This is a genomic window from Mycobacterium kyorinense, from assembly GCF_002101735.1.
Lineage (GTDB): Bacteria > Actinomycetota > Actinomycetes > Mycobacteriales > Mycobacteriaceae > Mycobacterium > Mycobacterium kyorinense.
The window spans coordinates 26,477-44,853 of the sequence record NZ_LQPE01000057.1 but is presented as its reverse complement, the minus strand read 5'-3'; the positions used below and the strand labels follow the sequence as shown (position 1 = coordinate 44,853).

Here is an 18,377-nt window from a genome sequence, read left to right as displayed (position 1 = left end):
CATGTCCGCAGGATCGACACCTCCAGACGAAACGCCGCAATCCGGTCGGCTGACCGATGGCTTCCACCTCGTTGCGGATGCCCTCAAGCTCAACGGGATAACCACCATTTACGGGCTGGTCGGCATCCCGATCACCGACCTTGCCCGTGTCGCGCAGACATCTGGTATCCGTTACATCGGCTTCCGGCACGAGGCCTCCGCTGGCCACGCAGCGGCTGCGGCCGGCTTCCTGACCCAGCTGCCCGGTGTCTGCCTGACCGCGTCCGGCGTCGGCTTCCTCAACGGTCTGACCGCGCTGGCGAACGCCACCACGAACTGCTTTCCGATGATCCAGATCTCGGGATCGGGGCCGCGGGCGATGGCAGATCTGCAGCGCGGCGGTTATGAGGAGCTCGACCAGCTGGCCGCGGCTCGACCGTTCGCGAAGGGGGCGTACCGCATCGGGCGTGTCGAAGACATCGGCCTCGGCGTCGCGCGCGCCATCCGCACCGCGGTCTCGGGCCGACCCGGCGGTGTCTACCTGGACATCCCGGCCGCTGTGCTCGGACAAGCCATCGGTGCCGACGCCGCGGCAGACACGATCTGGCGGGTCGTCGATCCTGCTCCGCGGCAATCGCCCGGGGTGGCCGCAGTCGACCGCGCATTGAACCTGCTGGCGCAGGCGCAGCGACCACTGGTTGTGCTCGGCAAGGGTGCGGCCTACGCACAGGCCGACGCCCTGATCCGGCAGTTCGTCGAAACCACCGGCATCCCGTTTCTGCCGATGTCGATGGCCAAGGGACTGCTGCCGGATTCGCACCCGCAATCGGTCGCCGCAACGCGTTCGTTGGCGTTGGCCCGCGGCGATGTGATCATGCTGGTCGGCGCCCGGCTCAACTGGTTGTTGGGCCACGGGGAATCACCGCAATGGTCGGCCGACGCGCAGTTCGTCCAGGTCGATATCGCGGCATCGGAATTCGACAGCAACCGACCGATTGCAGCACCGCTGGCCGGCGACATCGGCTCGGTGATGTCGGCGCTACTCGATCGGCTCCCGCAGCACCCGATCACTGTGCCGAGACAATGGACCAGCGAGCTCGCCGAACGCAAGGCCCACAACGACACCGCGATGCACCGGCGCCTTGCTGACGACCCGCACCCGATGCGCTTCTACAACGCGCTGCGCGCGATACGCGCAGTGCTGGACCGACATCCGGACACGTACCTGGTCAACGAGGGCGCCAACGCGCTGGACATCGCCCGCAACGTGATCGACATGCAACTGCCGCGCCATCGGCTCGACAGCGGAACCTGGGGTGCGATGGGTATCGGCATGGGTTATGCCATCGCGGCGGCGATCGAAACCGGACAATCGGTCGTCGCGATCGAGGGCGACAGCGCATTTGGCTTCAGTGGCATGGAAGTCGAGACCATATGCCGCCACCGACTGCCCATCACTGTGGTCATTCTTAACAACGGCGGTGTCTATCGCGGCGACGAGGTCGCTTCCGGAGCAGACCCAGCGCCGACCGTCCTGAACGCACATGCACGCCACGAGCTAATTGCAGAAGCATTCGGCGGAAAGGGATTCCACGCCACTACTCCGAGCGAGCTGCAAACGGCACTTACGGAAGCGCTGGCATCGAATGAACCTGCGATCGTCGACTGTGAGCTCGACCCCGCCTCCGGAGTGGAGAGCGGGCACTTGACGCACCTCAACCCCAAAAGCGCGGCCACGCCTTCCGCCTGAGTCGGCCTGGGTGCCACATCCGAACGCCCTGAAGCAAGCCGGGAAGACCAAGGATCAGAGGCGATTTGGTGGTGAGGCTGGCCGAGTACGACGGGCGGCTTCAGCCGGGTTACCCACGCCGGCGGGATCCCAGCAGGCGGGTGGCCGCCGCGGGGACCAGGTTGACGACGACCACCACGATGATCAAGGTCAGCGCGGCACCCCAAACCCGCAGGAAGCCGGCGTGTTCGGGATTGTCGAGCTCGGTGTAGATCAACAACGGCAGCGACGCCATGTTGCCGTTGAACATGTCGTAGTTGATCGAGCGGCTGTAGCCGACCAGCACCAGCACGGGCGCGGTTTCGCCGATGATACGTGCGATCGACAGCAGGATCCCGGAGATGATGCCCGGCAGCGCGACGGGGAAAACGATCCGCACGATCGTCTTCCATTTCGCAATGCCCAACGCGTAGCTGGCTTCTCGCAATTCGTCGGGTACCAGCTTGAGCATCTCCTCGGTGGAGCGCACCACGATCGGCAACATCAGCAGGACCAGGGCCAGCGACACGGCGAAGCCGCACTGCTGGAATCCCAGGGTGGCGATCCACAGCGCGAAGATGAACAGCGCCGCCACAATCGAGGGCACGCCGGCAAGGACGTCGACCATGAACGTGGTCAACCGGGTCAGCCGATCGGGTCCGTATTCGGCCAGGTACACCGCGACCATCAGCCCCAGCGGCACGGCGAGGACGGCGGCCACCGCGGCCTGGGCGAGCGTCCCGTACAGCGCGTGATAGACGCCGCCGGCGAATTGTTCCGGCATCACGCCGCGCAGCGAGTGGGTCCACCAGCCGGACCTTGTGACCGCGTACCAGCCTCGGGCGATCACGACCCACAGCACCCAGACCAGCGGGACCAGCGCAACGACGAACGATGTGAGGAAAAGCGTTGTCGCGACGTGGTTTTTGATCTGCCGCCCGATGCTGATGTGGCGAAACGCCACCTGCTTGACGGGCCGGCTGAGCGTGTCGGCGCTCATAAGGCGATCACCCGTTGACCTTTCCGCCGGCGATCGCGCGCGCGGCGGCGTTGACCAAGAAGGTCAGGACGAACAGCACGAATCCGGCAGCGATGTAGGCCCCGGTGGGCAGCGGTTCGCTGAATTCGGTTGCGGCCGAGGCAATCTTGGAGGCAAACGTGTAGCCGCCGTCGAACAGCGACCAATTTCCCGGCTGGGCGGCCGCGCGCAGGATGATCAGCACCGCCACGGTTTCGCCCAGCGCGCGGCCCAAGCCCAGCATCGACGCGGCGATCACGCCGCTGCGACCGAACGGGAAGACGGTCATGCGGATCACTTCCCACTTCGTGGCGCCGAGCGCCTGCGCCGCCTCGATTTGCGGATGCGGGGTCTGCCGGAACACCTCTCGCGACACCGACGAGACGATCGGCAGGATCATCACGGCGAGTACCACGCCCGCGGTGAAGACGGTGCCGCCGCCGACCAGCGACACGTTGCCCTTCTTGAACAGGAACAGCCAACCGAGGTCCCGGTTGAGCAGCAGCTCGAACGGCTGGAGCTGCGGCGCCAGCACGAAAATCCCCCACAGCCCGAAGATGATCGAGGGCACCGCGGCCAGCAGGTCGACCATCGCGCCGAACGGGCGCGACAGCTGTGCCGGTGCGTACTGGGTGAGGAATACCGCAATCCCGACCGCCACCGGCACCGCCAGCACCAGAGCGAACAACGAACTGAGCACGGTGACCATGAACAGGTCACGGATGCCGAACGCCAGATTCTCCGCGTCGGTGGTGTCGAATTGGGCGCTGGTAAAGAAATTCGCGTGGTTCGCGCGCAGCGACGGCACAGCGTGGATCAGTAGGAATATCGCGATCAGCACGATGGCGGTCACGATCGTCAGACCGGCGGCGACGGCGACCGACTTGAACAGCCGGTCGCCGCGCCGCGCAGCCTCCACACTGGTCACCGTCAACTCCGGCGTGCCGGGACGCGGCGGTGATCGTCGAGCCATCAAGCCTGGATCAGGAGATGGCGTTGACCGAGTCCGACAACTTCGACTTGAACTTGTCGGGGATCGGGATGTACCCGTTGTCCGCCAGGCCATTCTGGCCCGGGCCGATGGCGGCTTGCAGGAACGCCTTCACCGCCGTACCGACCTGGGGGTCGGGGTACTTCGAGCAGACGATCTCGTAGGTGGCCAGCACGATCGGGTAGGAGCCAGCCTGCGTCGGCTTGTAGAACGAGTTCGTGTCGAGCACCAGGTCGTGACCCTGGCCCTTGATCGTTGCGCCGGAGATCGTCTTGCCGACCGAGTCGGCGCTGATCGACACCGGTTCAGGCCCGGCGGAGGTGACGATCTGCGCCATGTTCAGCTTCTGCGCCTGAGCGAACGACCACTCGTTGTAGGTGATCGACCCATCGGTGCTCTTCACCGCCGCCGACGTGCCGTCGTTGCCCTTGGCGCCCTCACCGACACCGCCGTTGAAGGTCTTTCCACCGCCCTTACCCCAGGCGCCGTCGGAAGCAGCGCCGAGGTACTCCTGGAAATTTGCGGTGGTCCCGGACTCGTCGCTGCGGAATACGACGTGAATCGGTTCGGCGGGCAGGTTGGCGCCGCCGTTGAGCCCTTTGAGCGCCGGGTCGTCCCACGTCTTGATGGTGCCGTTGAAGATCTTGGCGGCCGTCGGCCCGTCGAGAACCAGCTTGTCGATGCCCTTGACGTTGTAGGTGACCGCGATCGGCCCGAACACCGTCGGCAGGTTCCACGCCGGAGAGCCGCAACGCTCCTGCGCTTTGCTGGCTTCGTCGGTGCTCAGCGGCACGTCAGAGCCGCCGAAATCGGTTTGCTTGCCGGTGAACTCGGTCACCCCGGCGCCCGAACCGTTGGCGGTGTAGTTCAGGGTTTGGCCGGGACACGCAGTTTCGAACGCGTTGACAAAGCGGGCCATCGCGTTGGCCTGGGCGGTGGAACCGCTGGCCTTGAGCGTCTTGGTCCCGCCGCAAGTCACGTTCGCCGACGACGCGGCGGACGACGAACCGGAGGTCGGCGCGCCCTGATTGGCGCTGTTGTCGCTGCCGCATCCCGACAACACCAGCGCACCGGTGGCCATGACACCCAGTGCGGTGCCAACTCCGTTGAGTTTCAAATCAGCTCCTTCGAACGATGACGACAACTTTCACCCGCGCCTGCGGGGCCGGCGAACCCCGGCGTCGGTGGGTCCGCAGCCGCCCCCGGGCCGGCACCGCATAGACGCATAGTTGATCAAGGGCCCCACCGAGGCGAACGTATCAGCACCACGACGTCCCAGTCGAGAACTCCAGATGGTTTTTCAGCGAACGGCGGGGGCGGGCCGGCGCCGGCACTAAATCAGTCACTTGACTTAACCGAGAGGCCGCCGATTTACTCTTCGGTGTGGTCAACGAGTTAGCCGGCAAGGTCGCGATTGTCACCGGCGGAGCATCGGGTATCGGCGCCGGCATCGTCGAGAGGTTCCTGGCGGAGGGCGCCCGGGTGGTCGTCGGCGATATCGACGCCGACCGCGGCAACGCGCTCGCCGACGCACATAGTGGGCAGGCCGCGTTCCGGCGCGCCGACACTGGCGAGCCGGACGAGGTCAGCGCCCTGGTTTTCTTCGCGGTCGAGTTGTTCGGCGGCCTCGATGTCATGGTGAACAACGCCGGCATTTCCAGCCGGATGCACCGCAGTTTCCTCGAGGACGACCTCGCCGACTTCCACCGCGTCATGGCGGTCAACGTGCTCGGTGTCATGGCGGGCACGCGCGACGCCGCCCGCCAGATGGCCTCTGCCGGCGGCGGTTCGATCATCAACGTGTCGTCGATCGGCGGGATCCAGGCCGGCGGCGGGGTGATGACATATCGGGCCTCCAAGGCCGCGGTCATCCAGTTCACCAAATCCGCCGCAATCGAATTGGCGCACTACGATATTCGGGTCAATTGCATCGCCCCGGGCAGCATCCCCACGCCCCTGCTGGCCTCCTCGGCGAGCGGCATGTCGGGGGAGCAACTCGAACGTTTCGAACGGATCACCCGCGAGCAGATGCGCGCCGACCGTCCGCTTCAGCGGGAGGGCACACCCGACGACGTCGCGGAGGCCGCGCTGTACTTCGCCGCCGATCGCGCCCGCTACGTCACCGGAGCCGTCCTGCCGGTCGACGGCGGCACCTCGATCGGCAAACCGATCCGCCGGCGCAGTACTCCGAAGGATTAAATCAATCGCTTGACTTAATGCACGCAGGGGAGTTGACTACCTGCGTGACCACCGCGAGGACCGCGCGCAGCGACCGAGCCAGCACCACGCAGGAGGCGATCCTGACTGCGGCCGAGCGGCTCTTCGCCGAGCACGGCGTGTTCGCGGTGTCCAACCGGCAGGTCAGCGAGGCTGCCGGGCAGGGCAACAACGCCGCCGTCGGCTATCACTTCGGCACCAAAACCGATCTCGTGCGGGCGATCGAGCACAAGCACCGGGTGCCCATCGAGCGGCTGCGGGAGCAGATGGTCGCCGAAATCGGCGACTCCACCGAGATGCGGGACTGGGTAGCTTGCTTGGTGCGGCCGCTCACCGACCACCTTGCCGAGCTGGGCAATCCCACCTGGTATGCGCGCTTCGCGGCCCAGGTGATGACCGACCCGGCCTACCACGACATCATCGTCAAAGACGCGCTCACGTCGCCGTCGCTGGTTCAGGTGATCGACGGCATCAACCGTTGCCTTCCCGAGCTGCCCCACGAGGTCCGGGTGGAGCGAAATGTGATGGCTCGCAATCTGTTGATGCACACCTGCGCGGACCGGGAACGGGCAATGGCCCGCGGTACATCGGCATCCCGCTCGTCCTGGCAAGCCGCCGGATCCGGCCTCATCGACGCGATCGTGGGGTTGTGGCTGGCAGGGGTCAGTGAAAGAGGCAGCCAGGGAAAGCCATGAAAGTCATTGTCGACCAAGACAAGTGCGCATCGTCGGGCAATTGCGTGATGCGCGCCCCCGAGATCTTCGACCAGCGCGACGAGGACGGCGTCGTCGTGCTGCTCAACGAGAACCCACCGCCCGAGCAGGCCGAGGGCGCCCGCAACGCTGCCGCGGGCTGTCCCGCATCCGCCATCTACGTCGAGGAGTGAGACGTGTCCGACACCCTCACCGGCACAACCGAAACCGCCTCGGGCCTCCCGGAATACCCGATGGCCCGCGACGGCGGCTGCCCGTTCGCGCCGCCACCGAACGTGATGGCGCTCGCGGAAGCCAAACCGCTGTCGAGGGTGCGGATTTGGGACGGCAGCACACCGTGGCTGATCACCGGCTACGAGGAAGTGCGGGCGCTGTTCGCCGACTCACGGGTCAGCGTCGACGACCGGCGGCCCGGCTTTCCGCACTGGAACCAGGGCATGCTCTCGACCGTGCACAAACGCCCCCGGTCGGTGTTCACCTCGGACGCCGAAGAGCACACCCGATTCCGGCGAATGCTGTCGAAACCGTTCACGTTCAAGCGGGTTGAGGGCCTGCGGCCGGTGATCCAGCAGATCACCGACGAGCACATCGACGCGATCCTGGCCGGGCCGCAACCCGCCGACATCGTCACCGCGCTGGCCCTGCCGGTGCCGTCGCTGGTGATCAGCCAACTGCTGGGCGTGCCGTATGAGGACGCCGAGTTCTTCCAGCGGCACGCCAACATCGGGCTGGCCCGTTATGCCACGGGCGAAGACACCGCCAAGGGCGCTGCGGGGCTGGCCAAGTACCTGGCCAACCTGGTCCAGACCAAGATGGACAACCCGGCCGAAGACGCCGTGTCGGATCTTGCCGAGCGCGTCAAGGCCGGCGAGCTCAGCGTCCGCGAGGCCGCCCAGCTGGGCACCGGTCTGCTGATCGCCGGGCACGAGACCACCGCCAACATGATTGGGCTCGGGGTGTTGGCGCTGCTGGAAAACCCCGGTCAGTTGGCGATCCTTCGCGACACCGACGACCCGAAAGTCATTGCCAACGCAGTTGAAGAGCTGCTGCGCTACCTGTCGATCATCCAGAACGGCCAGCGCCGCGTCGCAATCGAGGACATCGAAATCGCCGGCGAGACAATCCGTGCCGGCGAGGGCATCATCATCGACCTGGCGCCGGCGAACTGGGATGCCAAGGTGTACCCCGAGCCGGGCGAGCTCGACCTGACCCGCGCGGACGCAGGCCAGCACGTCGCGTTCGGCTACGGCAGGCATCAATGTGTAGGCCAGCAGCTGGCCCGCGCCGAGCTGCAGATCGTCTTTTCCACCCTGCTGCGCCGCATCCCGACGTTGCGGCTCGCCGTGCCGATCGAGCAGATTCCGTTCAAACACGACCGGCTCGCCTACGGCGTCTACGAGCTTCCGGTGGCCTGGTGAGATGACTACCCTCAAAAACCAGCCGATCCGATTGGAGGATCAATCATGACGAGCACTGTCTCGCTCTATCCGCCCGGAGGTTACGGCGCCCCGAAGGATCGGCGCGGACACGCCGACCTCGGCAACGTCGGCCTGCCGGAAGGCACGGTGGTTTTCTCTGCCGACAACCACATTTCGCTGGCCGAGGACATCTTCTACGAGCGCTTCCCGGAGAACCTCAAGGACAAGGCGCCGCGGATCTGGTACGAGGACGGCGCCTATCAGGTCGGCCGCAAGGGGCAGTCGTTCCTGCCGGGCGATTTCAGCGCGGTGCTGATGCAATACGACGACCTGCCGGGCGCCGGCAGCACCAACATCGAGGCCCGCATCCAGGAGTTGCACGACGACGGCGTCGAGAAGGAGCTGGCGTTCCCCAACGCGATCCTGGCGCTGTTCCACTACCCGGACAAGGAGCTTCGCGAGCTCGCGTTCCGCATCTACAACGAGTACATCGCCGAGCTGCAGGAGCGCTCGGGCGGCCACTTCTACGGCGCCGGGCTGATCAACTGGTGGGATCCAGCGGGAACCCGGCGGACGCTCGCCGAGCTGAAATCCTTGGGCCTCAAGACATTCCTGCTGCCGCTGAACCCGGGCAAGGACGACGACGGCAACATCATCGACTACGCGAGCGATGCGATGAGCCCGGTGTGGGACGAAATCGAGGAGTCCGGGCTGCCGGTCACCCACCACATCGGCGAAACCCCGCCGAAAACGCCGTGCGCGTTCAACAGCGTGGTGGTCGGCATGATGATCAACATCGACGGGTTCCGGGAAGCGTTCTCCAAGTATATTTTCGCCGGCATCCTCGACCGCCACCCCAAGCTGCGCATCGGCTGGTTCGAAGGCGGGATCGCCTGGGTGCCATGGGCTCTGCAGGACGCCGAGCACTTGGTCGCGTCGTATCAGCACATGTTCAACCGACCGGTCGAGCACGACGTGCGCTACTACTGGAACAAGCACATGAGCGCGTCGTTCATGGTGGACCCGCTGGGCCTGCAGCTCATCGACAAGATCGGCGTCGACAAGGTGATGTGGTCCAGCGACTATCCGCACAACGAAAGCACCTACGGCTATTCGGAAAAGTCGCTGGCCGCGGTCGTAGAGGCCGTCGGGCCGCAGGATGCCGTAAAGATCGTGAGCGGCAATATCAGCGAATTCTTAGGTGTCTGAGGCGATTTCGTGACGACATTCATTCAGGCACCGCCGTCTGCCCTGGTCATTCCCGAGACTCCGGACCTCGACCGGATGCGCTCGCAGACCGGCGCGCGGCTGCGGTCGGCCATGACCGACCGCGGGGTAGACGCATTGATCCTGTTGGGCAACAACAACGTCGTCTACGCGACGGGGGTCAGCTGGCCGCTTGGCGACGCCGGATTGTCCTATGTCGAACGCCCGGTCGCGGTGGTGCGGGCCGACGATCCGTGGCCGCATCTGTTCCTGCCGTTCCGCGAGGGGGCGTCGTCGGAATCGGGCCTGCCCGCCGACCATCTGCACGGCCCTGTCTACCTGGAGTTCGACGAAGGCGTCGATAACTTCGCCAGGGTGGTCGCCGAACTGCTTCCCACGGATGCGGTCGTGGCGGTCGACGAATTGACCGGGGCGATGCGGCGCGCGCAGCAGCAACTGTTCCGCGCGGGCCGGCCAGTCGACGCCGCTCAGGTGATCGGCGCGGCCAAGCTCGTCAAAACCCCCGACGAGCTGTCCTGCATTCGCACCGCGTGCCGGATCACCGACCAAGCGATGGTCGACGTGCAGGCCGCGCTCGCGCCCGGCATCCGCCAGATCGACCTGTCGGCAAGCTTCATGCGCCGGGCCTTCGAGCTGGGCGCGATGGCCAGCATGCTCGAACCGATCTGGCAGGTGATGCCCCCGAGCAAGGCCGACGGCGTGTGGACCACCCACGGCGATCTGGCGTTGCCGCTGTTGACAACTGAGCGCGAGCTGAGCGCCGGCGACGTGCTGTGGACCGATGTGTCGATCACCTACGCCGGCTACTGCTCGGACTTCGGCCGCACCTGGGTGGTGGGTCAACATCCCACACCGCGCCAACAGGCCCAGTTCCACCGGTGGCAGGAGATCATGACCGCGGTACTCGAGGTGACCCGGCCCGGCGCCACTGCGGCCGAGTTGGGCCGCGCGGCCACGAAGGCCAACGGCGGCAGTCGGCCGTGGCTGCCGCACTTCTACCTGGGGCACGGGATCGGCGTCAACGCCGCCGAAACACCCATGATCGGAACGGATCTCGGCGACGAGTTCGACGAGAATTTCGTGTTCGAGCCGGGAATGGTACTGGTGCTCGAACCGGTGGTGTGGGAGGACGGCACCGGCGGCTACCGCAGCGAAGAGATCATTGTCATCACCGAGGAAGGCTGGATCCGGTTGACCGACTACCCCTATGACCCTTATGGGAACTGAAGTCCTGCCCGACGACCGGGCATTGCGCTCCGGACGTCGCGAACGCGCCCTGGCCCAGATGGAAGCGCACGACCTCGACGTGCTGGTGCTGGGGCGCCAGGCCAACGTGCGTTATGTCGCGGGCGCGCCGCAATTGTGGGTGGCCGGCACCCGTCCGTTCGGACCGACGTGCGTCGTCGTCCGGCAGACCGGCGCCATCCATCTGCTGTCCACCTGGGACGAGGGCGTGCCCGACGACATTCCGCACGAGAACCTCTACGGCATCGCCTGGAACCCGATGAACACGATCTCGGTGTTACAGGGCATCAATGGTGCCGCCGACGCGAAACGTGTTGGCACCGATGCGCTTTCCCCGGGCTTCGCCCAGTTGCTGCCGGTGGCTTTCCCCAACGCCGAGTTGGTCGACGGCGAGCCGGCCATGCGTGCCGCCCGGCGCATCAAGACCGCCGAGGAGGTGGTCGCCCTGCGCGAGGCCATCGCGGTCGCCGAGCACGCGCTGGCCGCGGCGGTGGTCGAGCTGCGCCCCGGGATCGCCGAAAAGACCTTGGCCGGCGTTCTGTTGGAGGCCATGACGGCCGGCGGGGTGAGCACCCCGTCCACGCAGGACGCCGCGTGGGTGACGTCGCGGGACCACCCATGGCGACGAGGCAGCGACGACGGCACGGTACACGCCGGTGACCTGGTGGCGTTCTCCGCGGGCGTGCTCGGCGGCGGCTACACCGGGGAGGTTGGCCGCACCTGGCCCGTCGGCGAAGCAGACGGCGCTGGCGACCTGTATCGGCGGTGGGAGTTGTTGTGGGACAGGCTGTATGACGCATGTCAGCCGGGTGCACCGGCCGCAGAGCTGCTGTCGGCGTATCACGCCGCAGGGGAGCCGCTGCCGCCGATGCCCTTGGCACGCGGGTTGGGGATGGGCTTCGACCCGCCGGTGGTGTCGGCGCACCTGCCCGCGACCGCCGCAGAGGACCAGCTGGAGCCGGGCATGGTGCTTGCGGTGACCGGCTACGTCTGGGAACGCGGGGTCGGCGCGGTGTTCGGCCGCGAGGCGGTGCTCGTCACCGCGGACGGCCCCGAGGTGCTCACCACCAGCCCGTCCTGGCAGGGCGTGGTCCATGCCTGACAGCCGCCCCTCGCCGGAGGAGATCATCCTCTACGCGAAAGACCCCAAGACCAAGATCGCGACGATCACGTTCAACCGCCCGGAATTCCTCAATGCGCCGACGGCCGCGGCGCGGCTGCGCTACGCCGACCTGCTGCGCGGCGCCACCGTCGACAACGACGTCAAGGTGGTCGTGATCCGCGGTGTCGGCGACGATTTCGGCAGCGGCGCCGACCTTCCCGAGTTCATGGAGGGCCAGGACTCGCCCGCCTTCCGGCTCGCCGAGCTGCGGCTCGAGGATGACGGCGTGCAATACCCGCCGAAGGGATCGTTCCGGCACGGCGCGACGATCAGCGCCTGGTATGCCAATTCGCAGGCCGGCAACCGCCCACTGCAGGAGTTGAAGAAGATCAGCATCGTCGAGGCGAAGGGCTACTGCTACGGCTGGCACTTCTACCAGGCCGCCGACGCCGACCTGGTGATCTCGTCCGACGACGCGCTGTTCGGCCACCCGTCGTTCCGGTACTACGGCTGGGGCCCGCGGATGTGGACCTGGGTCCAGACGATGGGGTTGCGCAAATTTTCCGAAATGGTCTTCACCGGAAGGCCTTTCACCGCCGACGAGATGTTCCAGTGCAACTTCTTGAACAAGGTCGTGCCGCGGGATCAGCTCGAGGCCGAGGTCGACAAGTACGCGCTGGCCTGCGCCCGTAATCGGCCCACCGACACCGTCTTCATGCAGAAGATGTTCTTCGAGGTGTACAAGCAGCACCAGGGCGAATACATGGGCAGCCTGCTCAGCGCCTTCTTCGAGTCGATGGGCAGCGGCGTGACCTCCGACGGCGACGACCTGATGCTCGACGACGCGATCGACGCCGGGCTCACCGACGCGGTCAAGGACAACGACAGCAAGTTCCCGCCCGAGTTCCGGTTGAGCAAGTCCAGCCGCAAGAAGAAGGAGTAGCCGTGGCGCCGCTGCACGGCTACACGGTCATCGACCTGTCCAGCGGGATCGCCGGCGCCTACTGCACCAAACTACTGGCCGACGGCGGCGCCCGCGTCGTCAAAGTCGAATCGCCACAAGGAGATCCGCTGCGGCGGTGGTCGGCGTCCGGGGCCCCCACCGAAACCGACGGCGCGCTGTTCAGCTTCCTGGCGTGCTCCAAGCACAGCGTGGTCGCCGACCCAGCGACCGACATGGACTTCGTGAACGGACTGCTGGCGTCGGCGGACGCCGTGGTGTGGTCGTGCGGCTCGGCACTCGCAGACGTCTTCTCGCCTCTCGAGATGCACCGCAGACACCCACATCTCGTCGTCACCGCGATCACCCCGTTCGGGCTGACCGGCCCATGGCGGGACCGGCCGGCCACCGAATTCACCCTGCAGGCGTGGTCCGGGGGCATCGTCGGGCTTGGACGTGGATCCCCGGACCGCGCGCCGGTGTACGTCGGCGGCCAGGTCGGGGAGTACTTCGCCGGGGCCTACGCCAGCGCCGCGACGCTGACCGCCCGGCTGCGCCAGATCGACGGCGGCGCAGGCGAACTCGTCGACCTGTCGATGCTGGAGACGGCGATCCTGGGTCTCACCTATTACCCGGTCACCTACTTCGAGATGCTGGGCCGGCCGTGGCGGGACGCCCGCAAGCTCACCGTCCCCGGGGTCGCACGCGCCAAAGACGGCCTGGTCGACGTCGGGTGCGGAACCGCTCAGCAGTGGTTCGACCTGTGCGCGATGACCGGCCACCAGGAGTGGATCGACGAGGACTCGCCGTTGTCGATCACCGAGCAGGCCAACGAGAAGGCCGGCGAAATCTATGAATGGGTGTCGAGCCACACCGTCGACGAGATCCGCGAGCTGGCCACCGCGTTCCGGATCCCCAACGCGCCCGTGGCCAACGGCGCCAACATCACCGGGCTCGACCACTTCCAGCACCGGCACACGTTCACCACGAATCCCCGCGACGGGTTCTGTCAGCCCGACCACCCCTACCGGACGACCCCGACGTTCCTACGAGCACCGCAGCCGGCGCCGCGGCTCGGCGAGCACACCGCGCAGCACCGGTCCGCGATTTCGGCGCGGTCCTGTGCGCTCAGCGACGACAACCGCGCCGAAATCACGGCAGAACGCTTGCCGTTCGCCGGTTTGCGCGTGCTCGACATGACCACCTTCTGGGCGGGTCCGTGTTGCACGCACTACCTGGCGATGCTCGGCGCCGACGTCATCCACGTGGAGTCCACCGGCAAGCCCGACGGCACCCGGCTGATCGCCGGCATCCCGATCACCGAGGAGCAGTGGTGGGAACGCTCGCCGATCTTCTCGGCGCTGAACACCAACAAGAAAGGCGTGACACTGGACCTGCAGACCTCTGCAGGCCGGGATCTGTTGCGCCGGTTGATCGCAACGTCCGACGTGATCGTCGAGAACTTCACCCCACGGGTACTCGACCAGATCGGGGTGGACTTTGCGACCGTCCAGGAGTTGCGGTCCGACGCGATCCTGCTGCGCATGCCGGGGTTCGGGCTCGACGGCCCGTGGCGCGACAATCCCGCGTTCGCCTACGTGATCGAAGCCGCATCCGGATTGAGCTGGCTGACCGGCTATCCCGACCGCAACCCGTATGAGCCTTACTCGGTCGGCGACCCAAACGCCGGGGTGCATGCCCTCAATGCGCTGCTGCTCGCACTCGAACACCGGCGCCGCACCGGCCAAGGCGTCTTGGTGGAAGCCGCCATGGTCGACGCCGCAGTCAACGTCGCCGCTGAGCAGGTCATCGAGTACTCGGCCTACGGGGCGCTGTTGGAGCGGGCAGGCAATCGCGGACCGACAGCCGCGCCGCAGAATCTGTATCGCACCGCCGACGTCGACGAATTCGGCCGGCTGGACAGCTGGATCGCGGTCGCGGTGGCCACCGACGAGCAATGGGCAGCCATGTGCGAGGCGCTGGACAGACCAGCCTGGGCGACCGATCCCGCGCTGGCCACCGCGGCCGGCCGTCGAGCGCAACATGATCTGATCGACGAGCACCTGGGCGCCTGGTGTGAGCGCCGCAGCGGCGACGAGATCGTCCGTTGTCTGTGGGAAGCCGGGGTTCCGGTGGCGAAAGTGATGCAGCCGCACCGCCAGACCGAGCTGGCGCAGCTGGCTTTTCGCGGCTTCTTCGAACACGTCGAGCACCCGGTGAACCCCGCGGTTCCGCACAGCACCGTGCCGATGCGGTTCTCCCGCGGACCACAGCGCTTGCACCGCCAGCCGGCGCCGCTGCTCGGCCAGCACAACCATGAGCTGCTCACCGAACTCGGGCTGACCGACCCCGAGATCGCCGAACTGGAAGCCGATGGCATCATCGGAGGAGCACCGGGGGCCGCGAGAAAGGCCAAAGCACAATGAAGTTCGGCATCCCGCTGGCCCGCGCGCATCCCGGGCTGTGGCCCGAGTTGACCCGGCGGGCCGAGGAGTTGGGGTTCGAGTCGGTGTGGCTGCCCGAGCATCTGGTGCTGCCCGCCGCGATGAGCGGCAGCCCCCACGAGGGCGACACCCACCCGCCCATCCCGGCGCAGACGCCGATCTTCGATGCGCTCAACTACCTGTCCTTTCTTGCCGCACAGACCAGCACCATTCGGCTGGGCACCTACGTCTACAACATCGGCCTGCGCCACCCGTTCGTCAGCGCCCGCGCCGCCGCCACCCTCGACATCGTGTCCGGCGGCCGGTTCGACTTCGGGGTCGGGGCGAGCTGGCTGCGTGAGGAATGGGACGCGGTCGGGCTTGACTTCGACACTCGCGGTGCCCGCGTCGACGAGGCCCTGCAGGTGTGCCGAGCATTATGGAGCCAACCGGCCGTCGAATACCACGGACGTTTCTTCGATTTCGGCGAAGTCATGTTCGAACCCAAACCCGTCCAGGACGGTGGACCGCCGCTGCATATCGGTGGCGACGGCAAGGCGGCGCTGCGCCGGGTGGCCCGATTCGGCGATGGCTGGCTGCCGATGAACCACACACTCGACCGCATCCCCGGCTCAGTGCACACGCTCACGCAGCTGTGGGCTGATCACGGCCGCAGCGGCAGACCACAAGTCACCACCTCGGTGCCGATCTCGTCAGCCGATGACGTGCAGCGCGCCGCCGACGCGGGCATCGACCGGCTCATCGTGGCACCCTGGCAGCGCACCCGTGAAGCGCTCGACGGCATCGCCAGGTTCGCCGACGGGTACATCGTGAAAACCGTGGCGGGTTAACGGCTGTGGCGATCAGCCCGTCCGACATACAGCTGACTGGCCGGGTCGCAGTGGTGACCGGCGGGGGAGCGGGCATCGGGCGCGGGATCGCGGCCGGCCTGGCGGCGTTCGGCGCATCGGTGGCGATCTGGGAGCGCGACGCCGACAGCTGTGCAGCAGCCGCCGACAGCATCGGAGCGCTGGGTATCGTGACCGACGTTCGCGACACCGGGCAGGTCGACGCCGCGCTGCAGCGCACCACCGACGAGCTCGGGCCGGTGAGCATCCTGGTGAACAATGCCGGCGGCACATTCTCGTCGCCGCTGCTCGACACCAGCGAAAACGGTTGGGAAGCACTGTATAAGGCCAATCTGCGCCACGTGCTGCTGTGCACCCAGCGGGTAGCGCGCCAGCTGGTCGCCGCGGGCATGCCGGGCAGCATGATCAACTTGACCTCGATCGAAGGGGTGCGGGCCGCGCCGGGTTACGCCGCGTACGCGGCGGCCAAGGCAGGCGTCATCAACTACACCAAGACCGCGGCATTCGAATTGGCGCCGCACGGCATTCGTGTCAACGCGCTGGCGCCCGACATCACGCTAACCGAGGGGCTGATGAACCTCGGCGCTATCAGCCTGGACATCGGCAACGTCGTCCCGCTGGGCCGGCCAGGCGATGTGGACGAGATTGCCAGTGCGGCAGTATTTCTCGCATCCGACATGGCAAGCTACATCACCGGCGAGACCATCCACGTCGACGGCGGAACGCACGCCGCCGGCGGCTGGTACCGCCATCCGCACACGGGCACGCCGACGCTCGGGCCTGGCTAATCAAATCCACCCGTCGGCGGCCTGATCGTCGAAGGTGCGGTCGATGCGCTCGAACCTGCGGCGGATCAGGCCGCGCGAGGCCGCGTGCGGCAGGATGTAGAGCCGGTTGGCGAGTATCGCCTCGACGGTCAGCCGAGCGACGTCGTCGGCGGCCAGGACATCGTCTTGGCCGACGCTGACCGGTTCCGAAACCGGTTGCGTCGCCGGCATTCCGTAGTCGGCGCCGCGGTTGCGCTCGCAGCTGCCGATGTTGGTGGCGACGAGCATCGGGCACAGTACCGACACCCCGATGCCGTCCGGTTTGACCTCGCGGGCCAACGCCTCGGCGAGCGCGACAACACCGTACTTGGCAACGGAATACGGCCCGAGCCCGACATTGGAGACCAGCCCCGCGAACGACGAGGTGAACAGCAGATGGCCGCCCTCGCCTTGCTCGAGGAGCCGGGGCAAGAAGACCTCGACGCCGTGAATCGCGCCCCACAGGTCGACGTCGATCACCCAGCGCCAGTCGTCGTGCGTCATCTGCGCGATCGGCCCGGCCACCGCGACGCCGGCATTGTTGAAGACCACGTGGACCCCGCCGAGCAATCGGAACGCTTCCTCGGCGAGCCGGCCGACGTCGTCGCGGTTGCGGACATCGCAGACCACGCCGTGCGCGTCGAATCCTTCGTCGCGCAGACCGCTCACAGCCGTGTCGAGCGCACCCTGCTCGATGTCTCCGAGCACTACTGCGGCACCGCGGCCGGCCAGCTCGCGGGCAGTGGCCAAACCAATGCCACTCGCCCCGCCGGTGATGACTGCGCCGCGTCCCTCGAACCCGTCCATAGACGGGACTTTAGCTACTTCAGGCAGCTACCCGCATCGACCGGAAGGGTGACACCGGTGATGTAGCGCGACTCGTCTGAGGCCAGGAACAGCACCGCGTTGCTGATGTCCTCGGGTTCCACCCATCCGATCGGCAGCGTGTGCATCATCTGCGCAACGACCTTCATGTCGTCGGGGCCGGGGTTCTCCAGGTCCGGCCGGAACAGCTTCATCGTCCCCTCGTTGAGGAACAACGGCGTGTTCACGTTGGTGGGGTGCACCGAGTTGACCCGAATCATGTGCTGCCCCAGCTCAACTGCGAACGTCCGCATCAGCCCCACCACGCCATGTTTGGCGGCGACGTAGTGTCCGGTGTGCGGGTAGGCCTTCAGCCCGCCGACGGAGCTGGTCAGGATGATCGAGCCGCCGCGCCCGCCCGCAAGTATGTGCGGCACACCGGCTTTCACGGTCTTCCACACCCCGGACAGGTTGACGTCGATCATGTCGGTCCAGTCGCGTTCGCTGGTCTTGTCCAGTGTCGCCCCGCCGTTGCCGATGCCCGCGTTGGCGACGATGATGTCGAGCCTGCCGAACTGGTCCACGCCCGCGTCGACCGCAGCCTTCAGCGCGTCGTAGTCCCGCACGTCGACTTCGGCGGTGTAGATGCGGCGGTTGAGCCCCTTGACCAGATCGGCGGTCTCGGCCAGATCCTCCGGTGTGGAAAGCGGAATCTGCACGCTGTCGATCTGTTTACAGATGTCGACCGCGATGATGTCGGCGCCTTCCTGGGCCAACCGCACCGCATGGCTGCGGCCCTGACCACGCGCCGCGCCGGTGATGAAGGCGACTTTGCCTTCGACTCGTCCCGCCATTGT

At 66.7% G+C, this 18,377-nt stretch carries 17 protein-coding genes; 12 read left to right on the top strand and 5 right to left on the bottom strand.

Annotation, left to right across the window (positions count from 1 at the left end):
• Position 1 precedes the first annotated feature (1 nt).
• On the top strand, positions 2 to 1,729 hold the full coding sequence (gene oxc / locus AWC14_RS08530) for an oxalyl-CoA decarboxylase (protein ID WP_045377133.1): 1,728 nt from the start codon (positions 2 to 4) through the stop codon (positions 1,727 to 1,729).
• A 109-nt stretch (positions 1,730 to 1,838) separates the two neighbouring features.
• Here oxc and pstA read toward each other — a convergent pair whose 3' ends face one another.
• From pstA to pstS, 3 genes are read right to left on the bottom strand one after another with little or no spacing between them, the layout of a single operon-like run.
• A complete protein-coding gene (gene pstA, locus AWC14_RS08525) occupies positions 1,839 to 2,747 on the bottom strand; it encodes a phosphate ABC transporter permease PstA (RefSeq protein WP_045377023.1) in 909 nt (302 codons plus the stop codon).
• Between the two features lie 7 nt (positions 2,748 to 2,754).
• The gene (gene pstC / locus AWC14_RS08520; protein ID WP_081968083.1) at positions 2,755 to 3,738 is read right to left on the bottom strand and encodes a phosphate ABC transporter permease subunit PstC; all 984 of its coding nucleotides are present in this window, start codon (positions 3,736 to 3,738) and stop codon (positions 2,755 to 2,757) included.
• A 10-nt stretch (positions 3,739 to 3,748) separates the two neighbouring features.
• A complete protein-coding gene (gene pstS, locus AWC14_RS08515) occupies positions 3,749 to 4,873 on the bottom strand; it encodes a phosphate ABC transporter substrate-binding protein PstS (protein ID WP_045377029.1) in 1,125 nt (374 codons plus the stop codon).
• A 266-nt stretch (positions 4,874 to 5,139) separates the two neighbouring features.
• On the opposite strand from pstS, the gene AWC14_RS08510 reads away from it, so the two are divergent.
• The 11 genes from AWC14_RS08510 (at position 5,140) to AWC14_RS08460 (ending at position 16,698) form a co-directional block, all read left to right on the top strand.
• Positions 5,140 to 5,955 (top strand): SDR family oxidoreductase, encoded by an 816-nt coding sequence (locus AWC14_RS08510; RefSeq protein WP_045377032.1) that lies wholly within the window; start codon positions 5,140 to 5,142, stop codon positions 5,953 to 5,955.
• 17 nt (positions 5,956 to 5,972) lie between these two features.
• On the top strand, positions 5,973 to 6,668 hold the full coding sequence (locus AWC14_RS08505) for a TetR/AcrR family transcriptional regulator (RefSeq protein WP_045377034.1): 696 nt from the start codon (positions 5,973 to 5,975) through the stop codon (positions 6,666 to 6,668).
• A complete protein-coding gene (locus AWC14_RS08500; protein WP_057003176.1) occupies positions 6,665 to 6,859 on the top strand; it encodes a ferredoxin in 195 nt (64 codons plus the stop codon). Before AWC14_RS08505 ends, AWC14_RS08500 begins: the two co-directional genes overlap by 4 nt.
• 3 nt (positions 6,860 to 6,862) lie before the next feature.
• Positions 6,863 to 8,104, top strand: a complete 1,242-nt coding sequence (locus AWC14_RS08495; protein ID WP_045377037.1) for a cytochrome P450 — start codon at positions 6,863 to 6,865, stop codon at positions 8,102 to 8,104.
• Positions 8,105 to 8,251: 147 nt separating this feature from the next.
• Positions 8,252 to 9,313, top strand: coding sequence for an amidohydrolase family protein (locus AWC14_RS08490; protein WP_235215868.1), 1,062 nt, complete (start codon positions 8,252 to 8,254; stop codon positions 9,311 to 9,313).
• 75 nt (positions 9,314 to 9,388) lie between these two features.
• A complete protein-coding gene (locus AWC14_RS08485; RefSeq protein WP_142281624.1) occupies positions 9,389 to 10,558 on the top strand; it encodes a M24 family metallopeptidase in 1,170 nt (389 codons plus the stop codon).
• Positions 10,548 to 11,678, top strand: a complete 1,131-nt coding sequence (locus AWC14_RS08480; RefSeq protein WP_045377046.1) for a M24 family metallopeptidase — start codon at positions 10,548 to 10,550, stop codon at positions 11,676 to 11,678. Before AWC14_RS08485 ends, AWC14_RS08480 begins: the two co-directional genes overlap by 11 nt.
• Positions 11,671 to 12,621: an enoyl-CoA hydratase/isomerase family protein gene (locus tag AWC14_RS08475; protein WP_045377049.1), complete on the top strand. Its 951-nt coding sequence runs from the start codon at positions 11,671 to 11,673 to the stop codon at positions 12,619 to 12,621. The genes AWC14_RS08480 and AWC14_RS08475 overlap by 8 nt, the downstream gene beginning before the upstream one ends.
• A 2-nt stretch (positions 12,622 to 12,623) precedes the next feature.
• Positions 12,624 to 15,044, top strand: coding sequence for a CaiB/BaiF CoA-transferase family protein (locus AWC14_RS08470; RefSeq protein ID WP_057003175.1), 2,421 nt, complete (start codon positions 12,624 to 12,626; stop codon positions 15,042 to 15,044).
• Positions 15,041 to 15,892, top strand: coding sequence for an LLM class F420-dependent oxidoreductase (locus tag AWC14_RS08465; protein ID WP_085241157.1), 852 nt, complete (start codon positions 15,041 to 15,043; stop codon positions 15,890 to 15,892). Before AWC14_RS08470 ends, AWC14_RS08465 begins: the two co-directional genes overlap by 4 nt.
• Before the next feature lie 5 nt (positions 15,893 to 15,897).
• The gene (locus tag AWC14_RS08460; protein ID WP_045377055.1) at positions 15,898 to 16,698 is read left to right on the top strand and encodes an SDR family NAD(P)-dependent oxidoreductase; all 801 of its coding nucleotides are present in this window, start codon (positions 15,898 to 15,900) and stop codon (positions 16,696 to 16,698) included.
• Here the strand turns inward: AWC14_RS08460 and AWC14_RS08455 are convergent, their stop codons facing one another.
• Together AWC14_RS08455 and AWC14_RS08450 are read right to left on the bottom strand one after the other, a co-directional pair.
• Positions 16,699 to 17,523 (bottom strand): SDR family NAD(P)-dependent oxidoreductase, encoded by an 825-nt coding sequence (locus tag AWC14_RS08455; protein WP_045377058.1) that lies wholly within the window; start codon positions 17,521 to 17,523, stop codon positions 16,699 to 16,701. It lies immediately after the preceding gene.
• Between the two features lie 14 nt (positions 17,524 to 17,537).
• Positions 17,538 to 18,374, bottom strand: coding sequence for a mycofactocin-coupled SDR family oxidoreductase (locus AWC14_RS08450; RefSeq protein WP_045377061.1), 837 nt, complete (start codon positions 18,372 to 18,374; stop codon positions 17,538 to 17,540).
• Positions 18,375 to 18,377 lie beyond the last annotated feature (3 nt).

Excerpts from the sequence above, each read along its gene's own strand:
- oxc (WP_045377133.1), top strand. The coding sequence starts at position 2 with ATGTCCGCAGGATCGACACCTCCAGACGAAACGCCGCAATCCGGTCGG.
- pstA (WP_045377023.1), bottom strand. The coding sequence starts at position 2,747 with ATGAGCGCCGACACGCTCAGCCGGCCCGTCAAGCAGGTGGCGTTTCGC.
- pstC (WP_081968083.1), bottom strand. The coding sequence starts at position 3,738 with ATGGCTCGACGATCACCGCCGCGTCCCGGCACGCCGGAGTTGACGGTG.
- AWC14_RS08505 (WP_045377034.1), top strand. The coding sequence starts at position 5,973 with ATGCACGCAGGGGAGTTGACTACCTGCGTGACCACCGCGAGGACCGCG.
- AWC14_RS08500 (WP_057003176.1), top strand. The coding sequence starts at position 6,665 with ATGAAAGTCATTGTCGACCAAGACAAGTGCGCATCGTCGGGCAATTGC.
- AWC14_RS08485 (WP_142281624.1), top strand. The coding sequence starts at position 9,389 with ATGCGCTCGCAGACCGGCGCGCGGCTGCGGTCGGCCATGACCGACCGC.
- AWC14_RS08480 (WP_045377046.1), top strand. The coding sequence starts at position 10,548 with ATGGGAACTGAAGTCCTGCCCGACGACCGGGCATTGCGCTCCGGACGT.
- AWC14_RS08475 (WP_045377049.1), top strand. The coding sequence starts at position 11,671 with ATGCCTGACAGCCGCCCCTCGCCGGAGGAGATCATCCTCTACGCGAAA.
- AWC14_RS08465 (WP_085241157.1), top strand. The coding sequence starts at position 15,041 with ATGAAGTTCGGCATCCCGCTGGCCCGCGCGCATCCCGGGCTGTGGCCC.
- AWC14_RS08455 (WP_045377058.1), bottom strand. The coding sequence starts at position 17,523 with ATGGACGGGTTCGAGGGACGCGGCGCAGTCATCACCGGCGGGGCGAGT.
- AWC14_RS08450 (WP_045377061.1), bottom strand. The coding sequence starts at position 18,374 with ATGGCGGGACGAGTCGAAGGCAAAGTCGCCTTCATCACCGGCGCGGCG.